The 24,872-nt window shown below is 71.2% G+C and carries 17 protein-coding genes and 5 pseudogenes; 20 read left to right on the forward strand and 2 right to left on the reverse strand.

The features are described from left to right. The first annotated feature begins 36 nt into the window (after window positions 1–36). The 3 genes and pseudogenes from smc (at window position 37) to ftsY (ending at window position 6,743) form a co-directional block, all read left to right on the forward strand. The gene (gene smc / locus Sfulv_RS21145) at window positions 37–3,612 is read left to right on the forward strand and encodes a chromosome segregation protein SMC (protein WP_173316138.1); all 3,576 of its coding nucleotides are present in this window, start codon (window positions 37–39) and stop codon (window positions 3,610–3,612) included. Window positions 3,613–3,820: 208 nt separating this feature from the next. Beyond that, window positions 3,821–5,238: pseudogene (locus Sfulv_RS21150) on the forward strand (sugar porter family MFS transporter). A gap of 293 nt (window positions 5,239–5,531) precedes the next feature. After that, window positions 5,532–6,743 (forward strand): signal recognition particle-docking protein FtsY, encoded by a 1,212-nt coding sequence (ftsY, locus tag Sfulv_RS21155; RefSeq protein ID WP_173316139.1) that lies wholly within the window; start codon window positions 5,532–5,534, stop codon window positions 6,741–6,743. 82 nt (window positions 6,744–6,825) lie between these two features. On the opposite strand, the gene Sfulv_RS21160 is transcribed toward ftsY, so the two are convergent. Beyond that, the gene (locus Sfulv_RS21160; RefSeq protein WP_173316140.1) at window positions 6,826–7,473 is read right to left on the reverse strand and encodes a bifunctional DNA primase/polymerase; all 648 of its coding nucleotides are present in this window, start codon (window positions 7,471–7,473) and stop codon (window positions 6,826–6,828) included. A gap of 419 nt (window positions 7,474–7,892) precedes the next feature. On the opposite strand from Sfulv_RS21160, the gene nsdA reads away from it, so the two are divergent. The 5 genes and pseudogenes from nsdA (at window position 7,893) to ffh (ending at window position 15,572) form a co-directional block, all read left to right on the forward strand. Then, the gene (nsdA, locus tag Sfulv_RS21165) at window positions 7,893–9,368 is read left to right on the forward strand and encodes a transcriptional repressor NsdA (RefSeq protein ID WP_173316141.1); all 1,476 of its coding nucleotides are present in this window, start codon (window positions 7,893–7,895) and stop codon (window positions 9,366–9,368) included. Window positions 9,369–9,711: 343 nt separating this feature from the next. Beyond that, window positions 9,712–11,061 carry an ammonium transporter gene (locus Sfulv_RS21170; RefSeq protein ID WP_173316142.1) on the forward strand — a complete coding sequence of 450 codons (1,350 nt, stop codon included), beginning with the start codon at window positions 9,712–9,714 and terminating at the stop codon, window positions 11,059–11,061. Then, complete coding sequence (locus tag Sfulv_RS21175) at window positions 11,058–11,396, forward strand: P-II family nitrogen regulator (protein ID WP_173316143.1); 339 nt, start codon at window positions 11,058–11,060, stop codon at window positions 11,394–11,396. Before Sfulv_RS21170 ends, Sfulv_RS21175 begins: the two co-directional genes overlap by 4 nt. A gap of 28 nt (window positions 11,397–11,424) precedes the next feature. After that, a pseudogene (locus Sfulv_RS21180) lies at window positions 11,425–13,874 on the forward strand ([protein-PII] uridylyltransferase). A 147-nt stretch (window positions 13,875–14,021) separates the two neighbouring features. Then, window positions 14,022–15,572, forward strand: coding sequence for a signal recognition particle protein (ffh, locus tag Sfulv_RS21185; RefSeq protein WP_173316144.1), 1,551 nt, complete (start codon window positions 14,022–14,024; stop codon window positions 15,570–15,572). Window positions 15,573–15,657: 85 nt separating this feature from the next. On the opposite strand, the gene Sfulv_RS21190 is transcribed toward ffh, so the two are convergent. After that, on the reverse strand, window positions 15,658–16,530 hold the full coding sequence (locus Sfulv_RS21190; protein ID WP_173316145.1) for a methyltransferase domain-containing protein: 873 nt from the start codon (window positions 16,528–16,530) through the stop codon (window positions 15,658–15,660). Between the two features lie 580 nt (window positions 16,531–17,110). Here Sfulv_RS21190 and Sfulv_RS21195 point away from each other — a divergent pair. The 12 genes and pseudogenes from Sfulv_RS21195 (at window position 17,111) to Sfulv_RS21250 (ending at window position 24,869) form a co-directional block, all read left to right on the forward strand. Next, window positions 17,111–17,703 (forward strand): annotated as a pseudogene (locus tag Sfulv_RS21195) (hypothetical protein). Window positions 17,704–17,859: 156 nt separating this feature from the next. Further along, window positions 17,860–18,297 carry a 30S ribosomal protein S16 gene (rpsP, locus tag Sfulv_RS21200; protein ID WP_173316146.1) on the forward strand — a complete coding sequence of 146 codons (438 nt, stop codon included), beginning with the start codon at window positions 17,860–17,862 and terminating at the stop codon, window positions 18,295–18,297. A 2-nt stretch (window positions 18,298–18,299) separates the two neighbouring features. Beyond that, window positions 18,300–18,539 (forward strand): RNA-binding protein, encoded by a 240-nt coding sequence (locus Sfulv_RS21205; RefSeq protein WP_173316147.1) that lies wholly within the window; start codon window positions 18,300–18,302, stop codon window positions 18,537–18,539. A 98-nt stretch (window positions 18,540–18,637) separates the two neighbouring features. Continuing rightward, the gene (gene rimM, locus Sfulv_RS21210; RefSeq protein ID WP_173316148.1) at window positions 18,638–19,231 is read left to right on the forward strand and encodes a ribosome maturation factor RimM; all 594 of its coding nucleotides are present in this window, start codon (window positions 18,638–18,640) and stop codon (window positions 19,229–19,231) included. Continuing rightward, window positions 19,228–20,048 (forward strand): annotated as a pseudogene (gene trmD / locus Sfulv_RS21215) (tRNA (guanosine(37)-N1)-methyltransferase TrmD). Before rimM ends, trmD begins: the two are co-directional and overlap by 4 nt. Window positions 20,049–20,173: 125 nt before the next feature. Then, complete coding sequence (rplS, locus tag Sfulv_RS21220) at window positions 20,174–20,524, forward strand: 50S ribosomal protein L19 (protein WP_173316149.1); 351 nt, start codon at window positions 20,174–20,176, stop codon at window positions 20,522–20,524. Window positions 20,525–20,569: 45 nt separating this feature from the next. Continuing rightward, window positions 20,570–21,339: pseudogene (gene lepB, locus Sfulv_RS21225) on the forward strand (signal peptidase I). After that, entirely contained in the window at window positions 21,332–22,381 is a 1,050-nt protein-coding gene (lepB, locus tag Sfulv_RS21230; protein ID WP_173316150.1) for a signal peptidase I, read from the forward strand. The pseudogene lepB (Sfulv_RS21225) and the gene lepB (Sfulv_RS21230) overlap by 8 nt, the downstream one beginning before the upstream one ends. A gap of 7 nt (window positions 22,382–22,388) precedes the next feature. Then, window positions 22,389–23,204 (forward strand): signal peptidase I, encoded by an 816-nt coding sequence (lepB, locus tag Sfulv_RS21235; protein ID WP_371874692.1) that lies wholly within the window; start codon window positions 22,389–22,391, stop codon window positions 23,202–23,204. Between the two features lie 50 nt (window positions 23,205–23,254). After that, window positions 23,255–24,019 (forward strand): signal peptidase I, encoded by a 765-nt coding sequence (gene lepB / locus Sfulv_RS21240; protein WP_173316151.1) that lies wholly within the window; start codon window positions 23,255–23,257, stop codon window positions 24,017–24,019. Then, window positions 24,009–24,497 carry an NUDIX hydrolase gene (locus Sfulv_RS21245; RefSeq protein ID WP_173316152.1) on the forward strand — a complete coding sequence of 163 codons (489 nt, stop codon included), beginning with the start codon at window positions 24,009–24,011 and terminating at the stop codon, window positions 24,495–24,497. Before lepB (Sfulv_RS21240) ends, Sfulv_RS21245 begins: the two co-directional genes overlap by 11 nt. Before the next feature lie 63 nt (window positions 24,498–24,560). Beyond that, a complete protein-coding gene (locus Sfulv_RS21250; RefSeq protein WP_003965949.1) occupies window positions 24,561–24,869 on the forward strand; it encodes a DUF2469 domain-containing protein in 309 nt (102 codons plus the stop codon). Window positions 24,870–24,872: the final 3 nt, after the last annotated feature.

The raw sequence follows: 24,872 nt of genomic DNA on the forward strand, positions 1-24,872 counted from the left end.
CGGCGAAACCGGGAGTGAAAGGTAGAGTCCGGCGGCGTGCACCTCAAGGCCCTCACCCTGCGTGGTTTCAAGTCGTTCGCCTCCGCCACGACCCTGCGGTTCGAGCCCGGGATCACGTGTGTCGTCGGACCCAACGGGTCGGGCAAATCCAATGTGGTGGACGCGCTCTCCTGGGTCATGGGTGAACAGGGAGCGAAATCCCTGCGCGGCGGCAAGATGGAAGACGTGATCTTCGCCGGCACCACGGGCCGGCCCCCGCTCGGACGCGCGGAGGTCTCGCTGACCATCGACAATTCCGATGGGGCGCTTCCTATCGAGTACGCGGAAGTCACCATCACGCGGATCATGTTCCGCAACGGCGGCAGCGAATACCAGATCAATGGCGACACCTGCCGGCTCCTCGACATCCAGGAACTCCTCTCGGACTCCGGAATCGGCCGCGAGATGCACGTCATCGTCGGCCAGGGGCGGCTGGACTCCGTGCTCCACGCCGATCCGATGGGGCGGCGCGCGTTCATCGAGGAAGCCGCGGGCGTCCTCAAGCACCGCAAGCGCAAGGAGAAGGCGCTGCGGAAGCTGGAGGCGATGGGAGCCAACCTGGCCCGGGTGCAGGACCTCACGGGCGAGCTGCGGCGCCAGCTGAAGCCGCTGGGCCGGCAGGCCGCGGTGGCCCGCCGCGCCGCGGTCATCCAGGCCGACCTCCGCGACTCCCGGCTGCGGCTCCTCGCCGACGACCTGGTGCGGCTGAACGAGGCGCTGCGCACCGAGATCGCCGACGAGGCCGCTCTCAGGCAGCGCCGCGAGGCGGCCGAGGCGGACCTGCGGGCCGCCCTGGGGCGCGAGGCGGAGCTGGAGGGCGAGGTGGGGCGCCTCGCCCCGCGGCTCCAGCGGGCCCAGCAGACCTTCTACGAGCTGTCGCAGCTGGCCGAGCGGGTCCGGGGCACGGTCTCGCTCGCCGACGCCCGGGTCAAGAGCGCCACCGAGGCACCCGACGACGAGCGGCGGGGGCAGGGTTTCCGGGACCCGGAGAGCATGGAGCGCGAGGCGGCCCGGATTCGCGAGCAGGAGGCCGAGCTGACCGCCGCACTGGAGGCTGCGGAGCACGCGCTGGAGGACACCACCGCGCACCGGGCGGAGCTGGAACGGGCGCTGGCGGCCGAGGAGCGCAGGCTCAAGGACGCCGCCCGGACCATCGCCGACCGGAGGGAAGGGCTGGCCCGGCTGCGCGGCCAGGTCAACGCCGCCCGCAGCCGGGCCGGTTCGGCCCAGGCCGAGATCGACCGGCTGGCCGCTTCCCGGGACGAGGCCAGGGACCGGGCCGTAGCCGCTCAGGAGGAGTACGAACAGCTCAGGGCCGAGGTGGACGGCCTGGACGCGGACGACGCGGAGCTGGGTGAGCGCCACGAGGAGGCCAAGCGGGAACTGGCCGGGGCGGAGGCCGCGCACGGTGCGGCCCGGGAGGCCGCCACGGCGGCGGAACGGAAGCGGGCGGCGCTGGCCGCCCGGCACGAGGTGCTGGCGCTCGGCCTGCGCCGCAAGGACGGCACGGGCGCACTGCTCGACGCGCGGGACCGGCCGGCCGGGCTGCTCGGCCCGGCCGCGGAACTGCTGAGCGTGGTGCCGGGGTACGAGATCGCGGTGGCGGCCGCCCTGGGCGCCGCCGCCGACGCCGTCGCGGCCACCGGCCCGGCCGCGGCCGCCGACGCGATCAGGCTGCTGCGCAAGCAGGACGCGGGGCGCGCGGCGCTGCTGCTGGGTACGGAGCCCGGCGCGTACGACACCGTGGGGCGGGACGGCGCGGGTGCCGGCCGGGCGCCCTCGGTGGCGGATCTGGTGAGCGGGCCGGCCGGGCTCATGGGCGCCGTGCGCCGGCTGGTGCGGGACATGGTCGTCGTGGGCACGCTGGAGGACGCCGAGGGCCTGGTCGCCGCCCACCCCGGGCTGACCGCCGTGACGGCGGAGGGAGACGTGCTGGGCGCCCACTTCGCGCACGGCGGCTCGGCGGGGGCGCCCAGCCTCCTCGAAGTGCGGGCGTCGGTCGACGAGGCCGCCGCCGGACTGGCGGAGCTGGCCGTACGGTGCGAGGAGCTCGCCGCCGCCCAGCGGCTCGCGGGGGAGCGGCGGCGTGACTGTGCCGCGCTCGCCGAGGAGCTGGGGGAGCGCCGCAGGGCGGCCGAGCGCCGGAGGTCCGGGGTCGCCCAGCAGCTCGGCCGGCTCGCCGGGCAGGCCCGCGGCGCCGCGGGGGAGGCGGAGCGCACCGCCGCTTCCGCGGCCCGGGCCCAGGAGGCGTCGGAGCGGGCGGCCGAAGAGGCCGAGGAACTGGCCGAACGGCTGCTGGTCGCCGAGGAGACGCCCGTCGACGAGGAGCCCGACTCGTCCGTGCGCGACCGGCTCGCCGCCGACGGAGCCAACGCCCGCCAGACCGAGATGGAGGCCCGCCTCCAGGCCCGTACCCACGAGGAACGGGTCAGGGCGCTCGCCGGCCGCGCCGACGCCCTCGACCGGGGGGCGCGCGCCGAGCGGGAGGCCCGCGCCCGGGCCGAACGGCGCCGCGCCCGGCTGCGCCACGAGGCCGAGGTCGCGTCGGCGGTGGCTTCCGGAGCCCGTCAACTGCTGGCGCACGTCGACGTGTCCGTCGTACGGGCGGAGCGGGAGCGGAGCTCGGCCGAGGCGGCGAAGGCGCTGCGCGAACGGGACCTGGCGGCCGAGCGGGCCCGTGGCCGCGCGCTCAAGGACGAGCTGGACAAGCTGACCGACTCCGTCCACCGCGGCGAGGTGCTGGGCGCCGAGAAGCGGCTGCGGATCGAGCAGCTCGAGGCGAAGGCGCTGGAGGAGCTGGGGGTGGAGCCGGCCGGCCTGGCCGCCGAGTACGGCCCCGACCAGCCGGTGCCGCCGTCCCCCGCGGCGGAGGGCGAGGAGCTGCCGGACGATCCGGAGCATCCGCGCAACCAGCCGCAGCCCTTCGTGAGGGCCGAGCAGGAGAAGCGGCTCAAGGCCGCCGAACGGGCGTATCAGCAACTCGGGAAGGTGAATCCGCTCGCCCTCGAGGAGTTCTCCGCACTGGAGGAGCGGCACAACTTCCTCTCCGAGCAGCTTGAAGACCTGAAGAAGACGCGAGCCGACCTGATGCAGGTGATCAAGGAGGTCGACGAGCGGGTGGAGCAGGTGTTCACCGAGGCGTTCCGGGACACCGCCCGCGAGTTCGAGGGCGTCTTCTCCCGGCTCTTCCCGGGCGGCGAGGGGCGGTTGATCCTGACCGACCCGGACAACATGCTGACCACGGGACTGGATGTCGAGGCGCGTCCGCCGGGCAAGAAGGTCAAGCGGCTGTCGCTGCTCTCGGGCGGTGAGCGGTCACTGACGGCCGTGGCGCTGCTGGTCTCGATCTTCAAGGCCAGGCCCAGCCCGTTCTACGTGATGGACGAGGTCGAGGCGGCGCTCGACGACACGAACCTGCAACGGCTGATCCGGCTCATGGAGGAGCTCCAGGAGAGCTCGCAGCTCATCGTGATCACGCACCAGAAGCGGACGATGGAGGTCGCCGACGCGCTGTACGGCGTCTCCATGCAGGGCGACGGGGTGTCCAAGGTGATCAGCCAGCGTCTTCGCTGACCTCTACCGAATCGCCACGACTTCAACGCGCTCTGCGGACACTTCTGGGTACATGTGGAACTCCACCCGATGTTTGACTTCGGAACTTGAACGCATAGTCTCTGAAACGTTCATTTTGTCTTCAAGTGGTGGCACTGAAGAAGTTGTGTGCCACTAGGGAGAGCTCGCCCCCCACGCCTGTCGTAGCGGCCAGGCATCAGGAGTTCACGTGACCAGCACAGCGAACGGACCGGCGTCCGGGGCCCGAGAGGCTCATCCGGACCACCTCGGCCATGTCATCTTCATCACGGCAGCCGCAGCGATGGGCGGCTTCCTCTTCGGATACGACAGCTCAGTCATCAACGGCGCGGTCGAGGCGATCCGCGACCGGTACGACATCGGTTCCGGCACCCTCGCCCAGGTCATCGCCGTCGCGCTGATCGGCTGTGCGATCGGCGCGGCGACGGCGGGACGCATCGCCGACCGGATCGGGCGCATCCGGTGCATGCAGATCTCCTCGGTGCTGTTCACCGCCAGCGCCATCGGCTCGGCACTGCCGTTCTCCCTCCTCGACCTGGCGCTGTGGCGGGTCGTCGGCGGCTTCGCCATCGGTATGGCCTCGGTGATCGGACCCGCGTACATCGCCGAGGTCTCGCCCCCGCCTACCGCGGCCGGCTGGGCTCCTTCCAGCAGGCGGCCATCGTCATCGGCATCGCCGTCTCGCAGCTGGTCAACTACGGCATCCTCCAGATCGCCGACGGAGACCAGCGCGGCGAGATCGGCGGCCTCGAAGCCTGGCAGTGGATGCTCGGCGTGATGGTCGTCCCCGCCGTCCTGTACGGGCTGCTCTCGTTCGCGATCCCCGAGTCGCCGCGGTTCCTGATCTCGGTCGGCAAGAAGGACCGGGCCAGGCAGATCCTCGCCGAGGTCGAGGGCGGGAACGTCGATCTCGACGCCCGGGTCGCCGAGATCGAGACGGCCATGCACCGCGAGCACAAGTCCACCTTCAAGGACCTGCTCGGCAGCCGCTTCGGCTTCCTGCCGATCGTCTGGGTCGGTATCGGCCTCTCGGTCTTCCAGCAGCTCGTCGGCATCAACGTGGCGTTCTACTACTCGGCGACGCTGTGGCAGTCCGTCGGCATCGACCCGACCGACTCGTTCTTCTACTCGTTCACCACGTCGATCATCAACATCATCGGCACGGTGATCGCGATGGTGCTGGTGGACCGGGTGGGCCGCAGGCCGCTCGCCCTGGTCGGCTCCTGCGGCATGGCGCTCGCGCTGGCCTTCGAGGCGTGGGCGTTCTCAGCGGACCTGGTCGACGGCAAACTCCCGAGCACCCAGGGTGTCGTCGCGCTCATCGCGGCCCACGTCTTCGTGCTCTTCTTCGCCCTCTCGTGGGGTGTCGTCGTCTGGGTCTTCCTCGGCGAGATGTTCCCCAACCGCCTCAGGGCCGCGGCCCTCGGCGTCGCCGCCTCCGCGCAGTGGATCGCCAACTGGGCGATCACGGCGAGCTTCCCGAGCCTCGCCGACTGGAACCTCTCCGGCACCTATGTCATCTACACGTTCTTCGCCGTGCTCTCGATCCCCTTCGTGCTCAAGTTCGTGAAGGAGACCAAGGGCAAGGCCCTGGAGGAGATGGGCTGATCCCCGCTGCTCCTCGCAAGGAACCGCCCCGGTCCAGCCCGTGCTGAGCCGGGGCGGCTCCGTCTCCCGCCGTCTCGCGGGACAGCCGCAGGTCGTGCCGCCCCGGTCCCTCCACCGCCCGCCCTGGTCGCCGCCGGGCGCCCGGACCCGGGGAAGGCGGCCGGGAGCCGTCCGCGCCTCGGAGCTCTCCGCCGGGTGACCTACCGCCAAAAGGTGCATTACACCCCTGTGCGCCTCCCGGTGGCTGCCGGGGCAGTGCTCCCGCCGCGGCCGTGGCCGATACTGGACGGGTTATGGAACTCGTCGAAATCGTCATCCTTGCCGTAGTCATCGCCCTGGTCGCGGTCGGCCTGATCAGCGGGCTCGTGGTCAGCAGCCGCAAGAAGAAGCTGCCGCCCACGCCGCCGTCGAGCGCGCCGACCATCACTGCTCCCGCCGAACCCCGCGTCGGCGAGGAAGCCGAGGCGCCGCGCGACGAAGCGCGGCGCACCATCGAGGAGGCCGGCTCCCCGGACACCGCGGAGGAAGCCCCGGCCACCGCCGGACCGGAGGCGCCCGCCGCCCCCGCGATCGACATCCCCGAGCCCACCGCCGGCCGTCTCGTACGGCTGCGCGCCCGGCTCGCCCGCTCCCAGAACACCCTGGGCAAGGGCCTGCTCACCCTGCTGTCCCGCGACAACCTCGACGAGGACACCTGGGAGGAGATCGAGGACACGCTCCTCACCGCCGACGTCGGCGTCGCTCCCACCCAGGAGCTCGTGGAGCGGCTCCGCGAGCGGGTCCGCGTCCTCGGCACCCGTACCCCCGACGAGCTCCGCACGCTGCTGCGTGAGGAGCTCCTCGCACTCCTCGGTACCGGCTTCGACCGCGAGGTCAGGACGGAGGGCGGAGCCGAGACCCCCGGCGTCGTGATGGTCGTCGGTGTCAACGGCACCGGCAAGACCACCACCACCGGAAAGCTGGCGCGGGTGCTCGTCGCAGACGGCCGCAGCGTCGTGCTCGGCGCGGCCGACACCTTCCGCGCCGCCGCCGCCGACCAGCTCCAGACCTGGGGCGAGCGGGTCGGTGCCCGTACCGTCCGCGGCCCCGAGGGCGGCGACCCGGCGTCGATCGCCTACGACGCGGTGAAGGAAGGCATCGCCGAGGGCGCCGATGTCGTGCTCATCGACACCGCGGGCCGCCTGCACACCAAGACCGGTCTGATGGACGAGCTCGGCAAGGTCAAGCGGGTCGTGGAGAAGCACGGACCGCTCGACGAGATCCTGCTCGTCCTGGACGCGACCACCGGACAGAACGGGCTGGTGCAGGCCCGCGTCTTCGCCGAGGTCGTCGCCGTCACCGGCATCGTGCTCACCAAGCTGGACGGCACAGCCAAGGGCGGCATCGTCATCGCGGTCCAGCGCGAGCTCGGCGTACCGGTGAAGCTGATCGGCCTCGGCGAGGGTCCCGACGACCTCGCCCCGTTCGATCCCGAGGCGTTCGTGGACGCGTTGATCGGCGACTGACGGCCCGTCGGGCCCTGGCGCACGGATGAGGGCCGGGCAGGCCGCGGACCGGCTGCCCGGCCCTCACGCGTACCCGGGCGCGCTACAGGCGGTGGCAGATGTACGCCAGTGTGCCCAGCAGCAGCCGCGCCTGCGGAGGAGTGCCCGCGGTGTCCGGCACCGGGGGGCGCAGCCAGCGGACCGGGCCCAGACCACCGAGGTCCGAGGGCGGGGCCGTGATGTGGCAGCCGGGGCCGAGGGCCCGCAGATCGAGGTCCGCGTCGTCCCACCCCAGCCGGTACAGCAGCTCGGGCAGCTCCGCCGCGGCTCCTGGGGCCACGAAGAACTGCGCGCGCCCGGCCGGGGTGACGGCCACCGGGCCGAGCGGCAGTCCCATCCGCTCCAGCCGCACCAGGGCCCGGCGTCCGGCCGCCTCGGCGACGTCGAGGATGTCGAAGGTGCGGCCGACCGGGAGCAGCATCGCCGCCCCGGGCACCTCGGCCCACGCGTCGGCGGCGATGCCGAGCGGGGCGCCCGCGGGGACCTTGTCCGCGAAGTCCAGCGGATGCGCGCCGGGGGCGGCGCACTCCGCGGCCCCGCAGGAGCAGAGGCCGGCGGAGGCGCGCGCGCCGGGGACCACCGCCCAGCCCCAGAGTCCCGTGTACTCGGCCACCGCGGTGCACTCGGCCGAACGGCCGCGGCGCCGCGAGCCGGATCGCATCTCACGGATGCCGCCGATCGTGAAGCCCATGCCCCTCCAACGGGTCCGACTCACCGGTGGTTACGACCCGCGGGCACCGATCCGCCCGCCGCGCCGTCGCCGATCCGCCGCGATGCGGTGCCGGGGGTGTGTGCCGCGATTCGCGCGCCCCCGAGTGCGTCATCCCGCCCATTGCTGATCGCCGCCTGTCAAGTGAATCGCGAGAGGCGCCAGGCGCGTTCATCCGAAGGGGTGGCGAATGGTGGCGTTTCCGTAAGGGCCCTCGCGAGAGGGGTGATCGTAGGATTACCGTCGGTACACGAAGCCTGGAAGTATGGGCGCCCACGGGTATGCCGCAGGCAACCCGATTTCTTGTACGAGGGTGTGCGACCTCCGTACGGGCAGCATCGATGCACGGCATTCTGATAGTGGTTCGCGCGACAGGTTTCGGCGGGATGGGGGGCGTTCCAGTGAGTGGCAGCGGCGCAGGCGAGACGAATGCCGGAAAGCGCCCCAACGGGCAATTGGGATCCTGGTTCGTGCGCAGCGGCTGGTCGAAGGGCGAACTCGCCCGGCAGGTGAACCGCCGGGCGCGTCAGATGGGCGCGCACCACATCAGCACCGACACCTCCCGGGTGCGGCGCTGGCTCGACGGTGAACAGCCCCGCGAGCCGATCCCGCGCATCCTCTCCGAGCTCTTCTCGGAGCGGTTCGGCGCCGTCGTCGCCGTCGAGGAGCTCGGACTGCGTACGGCACACCAGTCGCCTTCCGTGTCCGGCGTCGACCTGCCGTGGGCGGGTCCGCAGACCGTCGCCCTGCTGTCCGAGTTCTCCCGCAGCGACCTGATGCTCGCCCGGCGCGGATTCCTCGGCTCCTCGCTCGCCCTCGCCGCGGGTCCCGCCCTCATCGAGCCCATGCAGCGCTGGCTGGTTCCCGTCTCCACCGGGGCGCGGACCGGGACCGAGTCCCCGGCCGCCGCCCGCCGCCCCTCCCGGCTCTCCGGTCCCGAGCTGGACCTGCTGGAGTCCACGACGGCCATGTTCCGCCAGTGGGACGCCCAGTGCGGCGGCGGACTGCGCCGCAAGGCCGTCGTCGGACAGCTCCACGAGGTCACCGACCTGCTCCAGGAACCGCAGCCCGAGGCCACCGCCACCCGGCTCTTCCGGTGCGCGGCCGAGCTGGCCGAACTGGCGGGCTGGATGAGTTACGACGTCGGCCTCCAGCCCACCGCCCAGAAGTACTTCGTCCTGGCCCTGCACGCCTCCAAGGAGGCGGGCGACAAGCCCTTCGGCTCGTACGTGCTCTCCAGCATGAGCCGCCAGATGATCCACCTGGGACGCCCCGACGACGCCCTCGAACTGATCCACCTCGCCCAGTACGGCAGCCGGGAGTGCGCCACCCCGCGCACCCAGGCCATGCTGTATGCGATGGAGGCCCGCGCCTACGCCAACATGGGCCAGCCCAGCAAGTGCAAGCGAGCGGTCCGGATGGCCGAGGAAACCTTCCTGGACGCCGGACTCGACGGCGAGCCCGAGCCCGACTGGATCAGGTTCTTCTCCGAGGCCGAGCTCAACGGGGAGAACGCCCACTCCTACCGTGACCTGGCCTACGTGGCCGGCCGCAGCCCGACCTACGCCTCGCTGGCCGAGCCCGTCATGGAGCGGGCGGTCGAGCTCTTCGGCGAGGACGACGAGCACCAGCGGTCGTACGCGCTCAATCTGATCGGCATGGCCACCGTCCATCTCCTCAAACGGGAGCCCGAGCAGGCCACCGAGCTCGCCTCGCACGCCCTCAGGGTCGCGAGAAAGGTCCGCTCCGAGCGGGTCAACACCCGGCTGCGCAAGACCGTCGACACCGCCGCCAGGGACTTCGGCGACGTCGAGGACGTCGCCAGGCTCACCGAGCTCCTCCACGAGCAGCTGCCGGAGACCGCCGAAGCGGTCTGACCCGGTCACCCCGCCACCGGCCACGACGGCCCTCCCGTACAACCCGACCGGCTCCCCCGCCGCCAGGTCACCGGGTGGCCGCCGTGGCCGGTTCACGTCGCCGGCCGTTCCAACCGCACCGTATGCGGCACGGGACGCATGGCAGGCCGCAAGGCGCCGACGCCACTCCTGGTTCATTCGGACGTAACACACCGGGCCTCTTCGTCACTGCGGTGAAACACCGTGCAGCATCTGCGGAAACGGCGCTGGGCCAATCTCATGGCGCATAACCGGCCCGCACCCTTTTCCCCAGTGGCCCGCAATATCGCCCGCACGCGGCCGCACCGACGACGAGGAGACGCCGATGCCCCCAGGCATCATGACGCTTGCCGCAGACGCCCCAGAGCTGTCTGCCGCCAACACCGGGTTCATGCTCATCTGCTCGGCCCTGGTGATGCTCATGACTCCGGCCCTGGCCTTCTTCTACGGAGGCATGGTCCGCGTCAAGAGCACCCTCAACATGCTGATGATGAGCTTCATCAGCCTCGGGATCGTCACGATCCTGTGGGTGCTCTACGGATTCAGCATGGCCTTCGGGTCCGACATCGGCTCGGTCGTCGGCTGGTCGTCGGAGTACGTCGGCCTGAGCGGGATCGGCGTCAACGAACTCTGGGACGGCTACACGATCCCGGTCTACGTCTTCGCCGTCTTCCAGCTGATGTTCGCCGTCCTCACCCCGGCCCTGATCAGCGGCGCGCTCGCCGACCGGGTCAAGTTCACCTCGTGGGCGCTGTTCATCACGCTCTGGGTCACCGTCGTCTACTTCCCGGTCGCGCACTGGGTCTGGGGCGCGGGCGGCTGGCTCTTCGAGATGGGCGTCATCGACTTCGCCGGCGGTACGGCGGTCCACATCAACGCCGGTGCGGCGGCTCTCGGCGTGATCCTCGTGATCGGCAAGCGCGTCGGCTTCAAGAAGGACCCGATGCGGCCGCACAGCCTGCCGCTCGTGATGCTCGGCGCCGGTCTGCTCTGGTTCGGCTGGTTCGGCTTCAACGCCGGCTCGTGGCTGGGCAACGACGACGGTGTCGGCGCGGTCATGTTCGTCAACACGCAGGTCGCCACCGCCGCCGCGATGCTCGCCTGGCTCGGTTACGAGAAGATCCGGCACGGCTCCTTCACCACCCTGGGCGCGGCATCCGGCGCGGTCGCCGGCCTCGTCGCCATCACCCCGGCCGGGGGAGCCGTCAGCCCGCTCGGCGCGATCGCCGTCGGCGCCATCGCCGGTGTGCTCTGCGCCCTGGCGGTCGGCCTGAAGTACAGGTTCGGCTACGACGACTCCCTGGACGTCGTCGGCGTCCACCTCGTCGGCGGAATCGCGGGCTCCCTGCTCGTCGGATTCTTCGCCACCGGCGGTGTCCAGTCCGACGCCAAGGGCCTCTTCTACGGCGGCGGCCTCGACCAGCTCGGCAAGCAGGCCGTCGGTGTCCTCGCGGTCCTCGCGTACTCTCTGGTCGTCTCCGCGGTCCTGGCCCTCCTCCTGGACAGGACGATCGGGATGCGGGTCCCCGAGGACGACGAGGTCTCCGGGATCGACCAGATCGAGCACGCCGAGACGGCGTACGACTTCAGCGGCGCCGGCGGCGGCACCGCCCCGCGCACCACGGCCTCGCAGGACACGACGGCAGCAGCGAAGACGAAGAAGGTGGACGCATGAAGCTCATCACCGCGGTCGTGAAGCCGCACCGGCTCGACGAGATCAAGGAGGCCCTCCAGGCGTTCGGTGTCCAGGGCCTCACGGTCACGGAGGCCAGCGGCTACGGGCGCCAGCGCGGACACACCGAGGTCTACCGCGGTGCCGAGTACACCGTGGACCTCGTACCGAAGGTCCGTATCGAGGTGCTCGTCGAGGACGAGGACTCCGAACAGCTCATCGACGTCGTGGTCAAAGCCGCCCGCACCGGCAAGATCGGTGACGGAAAGGTCTGGAGCGTGCCGGTCGAGACCGCGATCCGCGTACGGACCGGGGAACGCGGACCCGACGCGCTCTGATCGTCCCGTACAACAGAAAGGCAGCTGGGTGACGAGCACCGAAGTGACCACCGAATCAGAGGAATCGGGACCCAGCGGCTACGCGGCGGCCCGGCTGCGCCTCCTCCAGGAGAAGGCGCGGTCCGGGCCGCCGCGCCGTGCCGCCCTCGCCACGCTGACGGACGGCTGGCTGAACGCGCTCTTCACCACCGCCGCCCAGGACACGGGCGTCCGGGGCGCGGCCCTCGTCGCCGTGGGCGGATACGGCCGCGGCGAGCTCTCCCCGCGCAGCGACCTCGACCTCCTGCTCCTGCACGACGGCAGCGCCGACGCCGCGGCACTCGCCGCACTCGCCGACCGGGTCTGGTACCCCGTCTGGGACCTCGGCCTCGCCCTCGACCACTCCGTACGGACCCCCGCCGAGGCCCGCAGGACGGCGGGGGAGGACCTCAAGGTCCAGCTGGGACTGCTCGACGCCCGTCCCGTCGCCGGGGACGCGGGCCTCGCCGCGGGGCTGCGTACCGCGATCCTCGCCGACTGGCGCAACCAGGCCCCAAGCGCCTCCCCGCCCTGGACGAGCTCTGCCGCGAACGGGGCGAGCGCATGGGCGAGCTCCAGTTCCTCCTGGAACCCGACCTCAAGGAGGCCCGCGGCGGTCTGCGCGACGCCACCGCCCTGCGCGCCGTCGCCGCCTCCTGGGTCGCCGACGCCCCGCGCGAAGGGCTCTCCGAGGCACGCCGCGTCCTCCTCGACGCCCGCGACGCCCTCCACCTCACGACCGGCCGTGCGACCGACCGCCTCGCCCTCCAGGAACAGGACCAGGTCGCCGCCGAACTGGGCCTCCTCGACGCCGACGTGCTGCTCCGCCAGGTCTACGAGGCCGCCCGCACCGTCTCGTACGCCACCGACGTCACCTGGCGCGAGGTCAACCGGGTGCTCCGCGCCCGCTCCGTCCGGCCCCGGCTGCGCGCCATGCTGGGCGGCGGCAAGCCCGTCCCCGACCGCACCCCGCTCGCCGACGGGGTCGTCGAGGCGGACGGCGAGGTCGTCCTCGCCCGCACCGCACGCCCCGAGAAGGACGCCGTCCTGACCCTGCGGGCCGCCGCGGCCGCCGCCGAATCCGGACTGCCGCTCTCCCGTCACCTCGTACGCCATCTGGCGAGCGCCGCCCGGCCAATGCCCGTGCCGTGGCCCGCCGAGGCCCGCGAGGAACTGGTCACCCTGCTCGGCGCGGGCGAGGCCACCGTGGGCGTCTGGGAAGCGCTCGAATCGGAAGGGATCATCACCCGGCTGCTGCCAGACTGGGAACGGGTCCACTGCCGCCCCCAGCGCAACCCCGTGCACACCTGGACGGTCGACCGCCACCTGGTCGAGACGGCCGTACGCGCCGCCACCCTCACCCGCCGCGTCGGACGCCCCGACCTGCTCCTGGTCGCCGCGCTCCTCCACGACATCGGCAAAGGCTGGCCCGGCGACCACTCCGTAGCCGGCGAGGTCATCGCCCGGGACATGGCGGCCCGCATCGGCTTCGACACACACGACGTGGGCGTCGTCTGCACCCTCGTACGCCACCACCTGCTGCTCATCGAGACCGCCACCCGGCGCGACCTCGACGACCCGGCGACGGTCCGTTCCGTCGCCGCCGCGCTGGGCTCGGCCTCGACCCTGGAACTCCTGCACGCCCTGACCGAGGCGGACGCCCTCGCGACCGGACCCGCCGCCTGGAGCACCTGGCGCGCCTCCCTCGTCACCGACCTGGTCAGGCGGGTCGCCGCCGTACTCGCCGGTGAGGCCCCGCCGGAACCGGAACCGGCCGCTCCCAGCGCCGAACAGGAACGCCTCGCCGTCGAGGCCCTGCGGACCGGCGAGCCCGTGCTCGCCCTCCACACCCAGCCGGAGACCCCGGCCGACGACGGCGAACCGGAACCGGTCGGCGTCGAACTCCTCATCGCCCTGCCCGACCGGCCCGGCGTCCTGCCCGCCGCCGCAGGGGTCCTCGCCCTGCACCGCCTCACGGTCCGCGCCGCCGACCTGCGCGCGGTCGAGCTCCCCACCGAGCTCGGCGACACCGCCGATCTGCTGCTGCTCAGCTGGCGGGTCGCCGCCGAGTTCGGGGCGCTCCCGCAGGCCGCCCGGCTCCGCGCCGACCTGGTGCGGGCCCTGGACGGCTCACTGGACATCCGGGCCCGTCTCGCCGAGCGGGAGGCGGCCTACCCCCGTCGGCGCGGGGTCAAGGCGCCCCCGCCCCGGGTGACCGTCGCCGCGGCGGACTCCAAGGTCGCCACGGTGATCGAGGTACGCGCCCAGGACGCCCCGGGACTGCTGCACCGGATCGGCCAGGCGCTGGAGCAGAGCGCCGTACGGGTGCGCAGCGCCCATGTCTCGACCCTGGGGGCGAACGCCGTGGACACGGTCTACGTCACACGTCAGGACGGCACGGTACTGTCCGGCGCCGAGGCGACGGCACTGGCGAAGGCGCTGGAGGACGCTCTGCGGTGAGCCTGAGGGGGCGACGGCCTCCCCCCGGCCGGGGGAGGGTTCCGCGCCCCTGACGGCCGGAGACGACCGGCGAGGACCGACGTCCGCCCGGGCCGGATACTCTAGGTACGAATCACCTGCCCCCGACCCTGAGGACCGACGAGCGCCGTGTTCGATACTCTCTCCGACCGCCTTGCCGCGACTTTCAAGAACCTCAGGGGCAAGGGCCGCTTGTCCGAGGCGGACATCGACGCCACGGCTCGCGAGATCCGTATCGCGCTGCTGGAAGCCGATGTCGCCCTTCCCGTGGTCCGCGCCTTCATCGCCAAGGTCAAGGAGCGGGCGCGCGGCGCCGAGGTCTCCCAGGCCCTGAACCCGGCCCAGCAGGTCGTCAAGATCGTCAACGAGGAGCTCGTCGGCATCCTCGGCGGCGAGACGCGGCGCCTGCGGTTCGCGAAGAACCCGCCCACCGTGATCATGCTCGCGGGTCTCCAGGGTGCCGGCAAGACGACCCTCGCCGGAAAGCTCGGCCTCTGGCTCAAGGGCCAGGGCCACTCCCCGCTGCTCGTCGCCTGCGACCTCCAGCGCCCCAACGCCGTCAACCAGCTCAGCGTCGTCGCCGACCGGGCCGGAGTCGCGGTGTACGCGCCGGAGCCCGGCAACGGCGTCGGTGACCCGGTCAAGGTCGCCAAGGACTCCATCGAGTTCGCCAAGGCCAAGGTCCACGACATCGTCATCGTCGACACCGCGGGCCGCCTCGGTATCGACGAGGAGCTGATGCGGCAGGCCGCGGACATCCGCGACGCCGTCAGCCCCGACGAGATCCTCTTCGTCGTGGACGCGATGATCGGCCAGGACGCGGTCAACACCGCCGAGGCGTTCCGCGACGGCGTCGGCTTCGACGGCGTGGTCCTGTCCAAGCTCGACGGTGACGCCCGCGGTGGCGCCGCCCTGTCGATCGCCCATGTCACGGGCAAGCAGATCATGTTCGCGTCGAACGGCGAGAAGCTCGAGGACTTCGACGCCTTCCACCCGGACCGCATGGCCTCCCGCATTCTCGACATGGGTGACCTGCTCACCCTGATCGAGCAGGCGGAGAAGACGTTCAGTCAGGAAGAGGCCGCCCAGATGGCCTCCAAGCTGGCGTCGAGCAAGGGCAAGGACTTCACGCTCGACGACTTCCTGTCGCAGATGGAGCAGGTCAGGAAGATGGGCTCCATCTCCAAGCTGCTCGGGATGCTGCCAGGCATGGGGCAGATCAAGGACCAGATCAGCAACATCGACGAGCGTGACGTCGACCGCACGGCCGCGATCATCAAGTCGATGACCCCCAAGGAGCGCGCCGAGCCGACGATCATCAACGGCTCGCGCCGGGCCCGTATCGCCAAGGGCTCGGGCGTCGAGGTCTCCGCCGTGAAGTCCCTGGTGGAGCGGTTCTTCGAGGCCCGCAAGATGATGTCGAAGATGGCCCAGGGCGGCGGCATGCCCGGGATGCCGGGGATGCCGGGCATGGGCGGTGGCCCGGGCCGTCAGAAGAAGCAGATCAAGCAGGCCAAGGGCAAGCGCAAGAGCGGTAACCCGATGAAGCGCAAGGCCGAGGAGCAGGCCGCGGCCGCCCGCCGCGAGCAGGCGGCGGCCCAGGGCGGCGCGCTGGGCCTGCCCTCCCCGGAAGACAAGAACTTCGAGCTGCCGGACGAGTTCAAGAAGTTCATGGGCTGACCAGGCTGACCAGCTGGTCCGGACACGCGTAAGGGGCGCCCTCTCTGGGAGGGCGCCCCTTACGCGTGTCCGGTGCTTGGTGCTCTCAAGAGACGCACACCAGGTAGCGGAACACGTTGGGCATCCACACCGTGCCGTCCGGCCGGCGGTGCGGGTGCAGCGCCTCCGCGACCTCCTTCTCGACCTGGGACCGGTCGGTCGCCCGAACGGCTGAGTCGAAGAGCCCGGTCGACAGCAGTCCGCGGACCGCGCTGTCCATGTCGGCGTACCCGAACGGGCAGGACACCCGGCCGGACCCGTCCGGCTTCAGCCCGGCCCGCGCCGCCACGTCCTCCAGATCGTCCCGGCAGGCCGCCCGAAGGCCGGCGGACCGCGGTGCGCGGGCCGATTCGGCGAGCCGGGCCGCCACCCGCAGAACCGGCGCGGTGGCGCACCGCTCGGGCGGTCCCCAGCCCGTCAGGACGACGGTGGTGCCCCGGGCGGAGAGCCGCACGGCCGACTCCAGAGCGGGCGCGAGCCCTTCGGAGTCACCGGCCACACAGCCGATCGGGTTGAACGCGGTCAGGAGGTTGTACGGGGCCGCTGAGGCCGCAGGAGCGGCCTCAGCGGGTCCGCCCGCGAAGAGCATCGGCCGCTCCGCCGGAGGCCGGCCAGGACCGCCGTCCCACCCGGAGCCGGGCAGAAGGCGCTCGCGGGCCAGCGCGAGCCGTTCCCGATCGGTGTCGACGCCGGTGACGTGCGCGCCGCGAGCGGCCGCGATCAGCAGCGCCAGCCCGGAACCGCAGCCGATGGCGAGCATGCGCGTGTCGGCCCCGACTTCGAGCCGCTGGTACACCGCCTCGTACAGCGGTGCCAGCATCCGCTCCTGGATCTCGGCCCAGTCGCGGGCACGGGTACCGGCGTCCACCGTGGCGGACGAATCCGCGTACCTGTGGTGCCGGACGAGCGTTGGTGTCATGAAAGCGCCCCAATCCGCCAAGAGGTCGGTCGTACCCGAGTGGACGGCCCCCCGTGTGCGTCAGGCCCGCAGCCCCCGTATGTCAGAGAACCCCGCATCCGCGGTCTCGTCCAGAGGTTGAATGACAATGCTTGGATGCCCCGGTCGTGCGCCCCCACCGACGAGCAGCTCCGGCGGGACGTTCCACACGGCGTCGGGCCCTGCGGGCTCGTGCCTTCCCTCCCCAGTCTTACCCGACACGCGACAGGGAGCACGTCGAGCGCCCCGAGCGCCCGTCCCGCAGGGCGAGGGACGCGGCGGGCCGGTGCCCGGCGCGTACAGCGCGCCGGGTAGGCTCGCAGGTGTCCCGGCCGCCGCCGGCGCACTCCAGGAGCACACCGGAGTCCCCGCGCCGCCGCCGTGACCCCACGCCGGACGTACCAGGCGCTACGTACCACCTTGGTGTGAGCTGTGAGGCTTCTCCGCAGATCCGCGCACCCGCCCTCGTCCGGACGCATCAACGGCAACTGACTGGTACGTGCAAATTATTTGGGATGCCCCGGAATAGGAACACCGGGGCACTCAGGCTCGTTGTCACGACGTGAGCACGACACCACCTGTACTTGCCGCAGAGCTGGCACAGGCGTGGGCCGACATTCAGCGGTACCACCCCGAGCTGCCCGATCTCGCCGCGCCCGAGTCCCTGATCGGAGAGTCGTCGTCCGCCTGTGGCGCCGAGCTCTCCTTCGAGCGACTGCTGCATGAGGCAGTCCACGGTATCGCCGCCGCACGAGGTGTCCGCGACACCTCCCGCGCCGGCCGGTACCACAACCGACGATTCCTCGCGATCGCCGAGGAGATGGGCCTCGATCATGCCGAGGAGCCCCATCCCAGCAGCGGTTTCTCACTGGTCACCCTGAACCCGGAGGCCAAGCGGAGGTACCGACCGACCATCGAACGGCTGCACCGCGCGCTCAAGGCGCACACCGTCGCCACGGCCGCGGACACCAAGCGTTCGTTCCGCGGGCCGGCCGCCAGGCACGGCTCCTCCGGGGCGGCGTGCGGGTCAAGGCCGTCTGCGACTGCGGACGCAATGTGCGCGTGGTCCCCTCGGTCCTCGCGCAGGCCCCGATCGTCTGCGGCGGCTGCGGGAAGCCGTTCCGGATTCCTGAAGCGGCGGTCGCGGTGGGGTGACCCGATGCGGTGTGGCACAATGGACAGCTGTACTCGACAGTCGCACAGGACCCCTCTCTCCTCCGACTGACGCGTCCGTCGGGCACGCGAGTACCGCAACCCCACGTGGCATCTACGTTGTGCCCAACCACGTCAAGACCAGGAGACACCACTTCCGTGGCAGTCAAGATCAAGCTGAAGCGTCTGGGCAAGATCCGTTCGCCTCACTACCGCATCGTCGTCGCCGACTCCCGTACCCGCCGTGATGGCCGGGCCATCGAGGAGATCGGCCTGTACCACCCGGTACAGAACCCCTCGCGCATCGAGGTCAACGCAGAGCGCGCGCAGTACTGGCTGTCCGTCGGCGCCCAGCCGACCGAGCCGGTTCTCGCGATCCTCAAGCTGACCGGCGACTGGCAGGCCCACAAGGGCCTCCCGGCCCCGCCGCCGCTCCTGCAGCCGGAGCCCAAGCCCGACAAGCGCGCCCTGTTCGAGGCTCTCACCTCGGACGGCGACGAGGCCAAGGGTGAAGCCATCACCCCGAAGGCCAAGAAGGCCGACAAGAAGGCGGACGAGGCGGCCGACGCCGCGTCCACCGAGTCGACCGAGGCCTGAGCATGCTCGAGGAGGCTCTCGAGCACCTCGTGAAGGGCATCGTCGACAATCCCGACGATGTGCAGGTCGCCTCACGCGACCTGCGCCGTGGACGCGTGCTGGAAGTCCGGGTACACCCGGACGACCTCGGCAAGGTGATCGGCCGTAACGGCCGCACCGCTCGCGCTCTGCGTACCGTCGTGGGTGCCATCGGCGGCCGCGGTATCCGCGTCGACCTCGTCGACGTGGACCAGGCTCGCTGAGGAGTTGAACACCGGCCAGGGCCGGGGAGGGCTTTCGAGCCGTCCCCGGCCTTTGTCGTCCGTAAACGATCATCTGAACGATCACCTGGAGAAGTAGCGTGCAGTTGGTAGTCGCACGGATCGGCCGTGCCCACGGCATCAAGGGCGAAGTCACCGTCGAGGTGCGCACGGACGAGCCCGAGGTGCGGCTCGGCCCCGGGGCCGTCCTCGCCACCGAGCCCGCCGAGACGGGGCCGCTGACGATCGAGACCGGCAGGGTCCACAGCGGCAGGCTGCTGCTCCGTTTCGAAGGCGTACGGGACCGTTCGGGAGCCGAGGCGCTCCGCAACACCCTGCTGATCGCCGAGGTGGACCCCGACGAGCTTCCGGAGGACCCCGAGGAGTTCTACGACCACCAGCTCATGGACCTCGACGTGGTCCTCGCCGACGGCACCGAGGTCGGCCGGATCACCGAGATCACCCACCTGCCGTCCCAGGACCTGTTCATCGTCGAGCGCCCGGACGGCAGCGAGGTGATGATCCCCTTCGTCGAGGAGATCGTCGGGGACATCGACCTGGCGGAGCAGCGCGTGGTCATCACGCCGCCGCCCGGGCTGATCGACGAGAGCGAGGCCGTGGTCGCCACCTCCCGCGGTGAGGAGGCCGACGAGGAGGGCGAGGAGCCCGCCCCGTCCGGGGACGGGACCCGATGAGGCTGGACGTCGTCACGATCTTCCCGGAGTACCTGGAGCCGCTGAACGTCTCCCTGGTCGGCAAGGCACGTGCCCGCGGCCGGCTGGACGTGCACGTCCACGACCTCCGCGAGTGGACCTACGACCGGCACAACACGGTCGACGACACCCCCTACGGCGGTGGCCCGGGCATGGTCATGAAGACCGGTCCCTGGGGCGACTGCCTGGACCAGACGCTCGCCGACGGCTACGAGGCCGGGGCCCGCTCACCGGTGATCGTGGTACCCACACCCAGCGGCCGGCCCTTCACCCAGGAGCTCGCCGTCGAGCTCTCCGAGCGGCCGTGGCTGATCTTCACGCCCGCTCGGTACGAGGGCATCGACAGCCGGGTGATGGACGAGTACGCCACCCGGGTGCGGGTCATCGAGGTCTCCATCGGGGACTACGTCCTGGCCGGCGGGGAAGCCGCCGTACTGGTGATCACGGAGGCCGTTGCGCGGCTCCTGCCAGGAGTCCTCGGCAACGCCGAATCGCACCGCGACGACTCCTTCGCACCGGGTGCCATGGCCGATCTGCTGGAGGGGCCCGTCTACACCAAGCCGCCCGAGTGGCGCGGCCGGGGCATTCCGGACGTCCTGCTCAGCGGCCACCACGGCAGAATCGCGCGCTGGCGCAGGGACGAGGCGTTCCGCCGTACCGCGCTCAACAGGCCCGATCTGATCGAGCGCTGCGATGCCTCGGCCTTCGACAAGAAGGACCGGGAGATGCTGTCCATCCTCGGCTGGTCCCCGGGCCAGGCGGCCGATTTTGGCGCAGGCCGACCGGCATGGAAGAATGACGCTGCTGTACGTCCGGTGTGCGCCCCTGCCACAGGGGGAAAGACGCCCGCCCGACGCGATCAGCACCCCATTCTTCCCTCTCTCCCGTCGATGACCTGTGGCATCGGCGAAGAAAGCAGACAACATGTCTCATCTGCTCGATGGCGTCAACGCCGCTTCGCTGCGTACCGACGTCCCGGCCTTCCGCGCCGGTGACACCATCAACGTCCACGTGCGCGTGATCGAGGGCAACCGCTCGCGTATCCAGCAGTTCAAGGGTGTCGTCATCCGCCGCCAGGGCGCGGGCGTCAGCGAGACCTTCACGGTCCGCAAGGTCTCCTTCAGCGTCGGCGTCGAGCGCACCTTCCCGGTGCACAGCCCGATCTTCGAGAAGATCGAGCTCGTCACCCGCGGTGACGTCCGCCGCGCCAAGCTGTACTTCCTCCGTGAGCTGCGCGGCAAGGCCGCGAAGATCAAGGAGAAGCGCGACCGCTGAGCTGACTCCAGGCTCCTCGGGACGGCCGGATAGGCTTCGGCTCCGATGGACACGGACACACAGCACACAGAGCGCGATCTCTCCTACGGACCCGCAGATGGGCCGCAGGAGAGGTCGCGCTTCTCGCGTGTCCGGGGCCGGACGGCCACTCCGATGTCCTGGCGGCGGACCGCCTTCCTGGGCGCGGTCGTCACGTCGGTTCTGCTGCTCCTCAGCCACTTCGTGGTGCAGCCCTTTCTCATTCCCAGCGGCTCGATGGAGCCGACGCTGCGGGTCGGGGACCGGGTCCTCGTCAACAAGCTGGCGTACCGTTTCGGCACCTCGCCCCGGCGCGGCGACGTGGTGGTCTTCGACGGCACGGGCACCTTCGTACGGGAGACGTCCGGGGCGGCCCCCTCGCGGCCCTGCTGCGCGGCGCGGCCGCCTCCCTCGGCCTGGCCGAACCCGCCGAGACCGACTTCGTGAAGCGGGTGGCCGGCGTGGGCGGTGACCGGGTGGTCTGCTGCGACCGGCGGGGGAGGCTCCAGGTGAACGGCCGGTCCGTGGACGAGGAGTACCTCCACCGGGGCGACGAGCCGTCCTCCGTGGCGTTCGACATAGTCGTCCCCGAGGGCACGTTGTGGATGATGGGCGACCACCGCAGCAACTCGCGCGACTCCCGGGAACTGCTGGGGCAGCCCGGCGGCGGCATGGTCCCCGTGGACATGGTGATCGGCCGGGTCGACTGGCTCGGCTGGCCGCTCGGCAGGATGGGCTCCCTGCCGCGCTCCGGCGCCTTCGACGGCGTCCGGCCACCGGGCGGAGCCCATGGGTAACCGCGGGCGCCCTCGCGGGGCGCCGGAGGAGGACGTCCCGCCGCCGGCCGGCACCAGGCCGGCCGGGCGCCGTTCGCTGCCGACGAGGGCGGAGCGGCGCAGACTGGCCCGCAAGGTCAAGCGGCGCAGGCGCAGGTCCGCGGCGAAGGAGGTGCCTCTCCTCGTCTTCGTGGCGCTGCTGATCGCGCTCGTCCTCAAGACCTTTCTGGTGCAGGCGTTCGTGATTCCGTCCGGGTCGATGGAGCAGACCATCCGGATCGGTGACCGGGTGCTGGTGGACAAGTTCACGCCCTGGTTCGGTTCGAGGCCCCAGCGCGGCGACGTCGTCGTGTTCAGGGACCCGGGAGGCTGGCTCCAGCGGGAGCGGGCGACCCAGGAGAACGAACCGCCCATCGGTCTCAGGCAGGCCGAGCAGTTCCTCACCTTCATCGGGCTGCTGCCGTCCGACGACGAACAGGACCTGATCAAGCGCGTGGTGGCCGTCGGCGGCGACACCGTCAGGTGCTGCGGGCAGGACGGCCGGCTGACGGTCAACGGCGTGCCTGTCAGCGAGCAGTACGTGCATCCCGGGGACAAGCCGTCGGCCCTCACGTTCGAGGTGGAGGTGCCGAAGGGCCGCATCTTCGTCATGGGTGACCACCGGTCCAATTCGGCCGACTCGCGTTTCCATCTCGACGAACCGGACAAGGGAACGGTTTCCGAGGAGGAGGTGGTGGGCCGGGCCGTCGTGATCGCATGGCCCTTCGCCCACTGGCGCGGGCTGGAGGAACGGGAGACGTACGCTTCGGTTCCCGCTCCGGGCACCGGGACGGCGGACGGGGCCGCCGGTTCGAATAGTGTGTCCTCCCGGGATCGATACGCGATGGTCCCGCTCCCGACCCCTGCGGAACTCCCGCTCGTTATGGGAGTGGTGGGCCTGCACCGACTACGGCGCGGGCGGTGGCACGGATTGAGGAGTGGATGTGGGGGATTTGGCGGTCGGCGCACGATCCGGACACGACGAACCCGAGGACCGGCCGGAGCAGGCCGGGTCCCGGGATGAGGTGTCGGTGGACCGGGCGGAGAGTGACGGCGACTCCCCGGACAGCGGCGCGGAGGCTCCGAAGAAGCAGCGCTCCTTCTGGAAGGAGCTGCCGCTTCTCATCGGCATCGCGCTGATCCTCGCGCTGCTGATCAAGACGTTCCTGGTGCAGGCGTTCTCGATTCCGTCCGACTCCATGCAGAACACGCTGCAGCGGGGTGACCGGGTGCTGGTCGACAAGCTGACCCCGTGGTTCGGCTCGGAGCCGGAGCGCGGCGAGGTCGTGGTCTTCCACGACCCGGGCGGCTGGCTGGAGGACACGGTACTGCCCGAGCCCAACGTGGCGCAGAAGTTCCTGAGCTTCATCGGGCTGATGCCGTCCGCCGAGGAGAAGGACCTGATCAAGCGGGTCATCGCGGTCGGCGGTGACACGGTGGAGTGCAAGAAGAACGGCCCCGTGACCGTCAACGGCAAGGCTCTGGACGAGAAGTCGTTCGTCTTCGCCGGGGACACGCCCTGCAACGACGAGCCGTTCGGGCCGATCAAGGTGCCCGACGGCCGTATCTGGGTGATGGGCGACCACCGCAGCAACTCGCTGGACTCGCGCTACCACCAGGAGCTGCCGGGCCAGGGCACGGTCTCCACGGACGAGGTCGTCGGCCGGGCCGTCGTCGTCGCCTGGCCGGTCAACCGCTGGGCCACGCTGCCGGTCCCCGGCACGTTCGACCAGTCCGGGCTGAACGCGGTGGCAGCGGTGGCGCCGGGCGCACTGGGTGCGGCCGCGGCGCTGCCCCTGGTGCTGTGGCGCAGGCGGAGGCTGACCCGGGGGCATACCGCCGGGTAGGGTGCCGACTCGGATCAGCGATTGTCGATCTCCGATGGGGGAGCGCTGGGATGAGCGGAACAGGACGGACGGGTGACGGCCACGGCCGGCTCGGCAACGCGTTGTCGAGCCTGGCCGTGGCCGTCGGCTGTGTGCTCTTCCTCGGCGGGTTCGCCTGGGGAGCGGTGGTGTACAAGCCGTACACGGTGCCGACCGCGTCCATGTCCCCGACGGTCGAGGCCGGGGACCGGGTGCTCGCGGAACGGATCGACGGCGCCGATGTGAGGCGCGGTGACGTGGTGGTCTTCACCGAAGCCGTGTGGGGCGCCCAGCCCATGGTGAAGCGCGTCGTCGGGGTCGGTGGCGACAAGGTCGCCTGCTGCGATGCCCGGGGACGGCTCACCGTCAACGGTCAGCCGGTCGAGGAACCGTATCTGCACGCGCAGTCACCCGCCGGGTCCCAGCCCGGGGCGCCGGCCGCGCAGCAGGACTTCTCCGCCGAGGTTCCCAAGGGGCAGGTGTTCCTCCTCGGTGACGAGCGCAGCACCTCGCTGGACTCCCGTGTCCATCTGGAGGAGCCGGGGCAGGGATCGGTCCCGCTCAGCGCCGTGCAGGCGCGGCTCGACGCCGTGGCGTGGCCCTCACCGGGCCTGGTCGAGCGACCGGAGAGCTTCGCGGGGCTCCCGGGCGGGATCTCGGCCGGCGGACCGCTGCCGTTCCAGCTCGCCGCCGTGGGGGCGGGCGCCGCGCTGATCCTGGGCGGGGCTGCCGCCGGATCGATCACGGCGCGGGCCGCGGGCCGCGGCCGTACCGGGAAGCCCGCGCGTGTCCGCTGAATCGCGCAGGGTCGCCCGGGTGGTGCTCCTCGATCCGCAGGACCGCGTGCTGCTGCTGCACGGATTCGAACCCGGTGACCCGGGGAATGCCTGGTGGTTCACTCCGGGCGGCGGCCTCGAGGGCGAGGAGACCCGCCAGGAGGCGGCGCTGCGCGAGCTCGCCGAGGAGACCGGGATCACGGACGTGGAACTCGGGCCGGTGCTCTGGAAGCGCCTCTGCTCCTTCCCCTTCGACGGGCGGCGCTGGAACCAGGACGAGTGGTACTTCCTGGCCCGGACGGCGCAGACCGCCACGGCCCCCACGGCCTTCACCGATCTGGAGGCGCGCAGCATCGCGGGCTCCAGGTGGTGGACTTCCGCCGAACTGCTGGCGGCGCGTGAGACGGTGTACCCGACCAGACTCGCCGAGCTGCTGCGCACGCTGCTCGACGAGGGTCCTCCACGTCATCCGCTGGTCCTGGCCCCCGAAATCGTCTGACAGGCCGGGAGCGGGAGAGGCTGACGCACAATAGGGGGACGCACGGCTGAAGGGGAACATGCCATGAGCGCCGAGGACCTCGAGAAGTACGAGACCGAGATGGAGCTGAAGCTCTACCGGGAGTACCGCGATGTCGTCGGTCTGTTCAAATATGTGATCGAGACCGAACGGCGCTTCTACCTCACCAACGACTACGAGATGCAGGTGCACTCGGTCCAGGGCGAGGTCTTCTTCGAGGTGTCCATGGCGGACGCCTGGGTGTGGGACATGTACAGGCCCGCTCGATTCGTCAAACAGGTCCGCGTCCTGACCTTCAAGGACGTCAACATCGAGGAGCTCAACAAGAGCGATCTCGAACTTCCGGGTGGCTGAGTT

Origin of the sequence: Streptomyces fulvorobeus (assembly GCF_013167895.1) — a bacterium.
Classification (GTDB): Bacteria; Actinomycetota; Actinomycetes; order Streptomycetales; family Streptomycetaceae; genus Streptomyces; species Streptomyces fulvorobeus.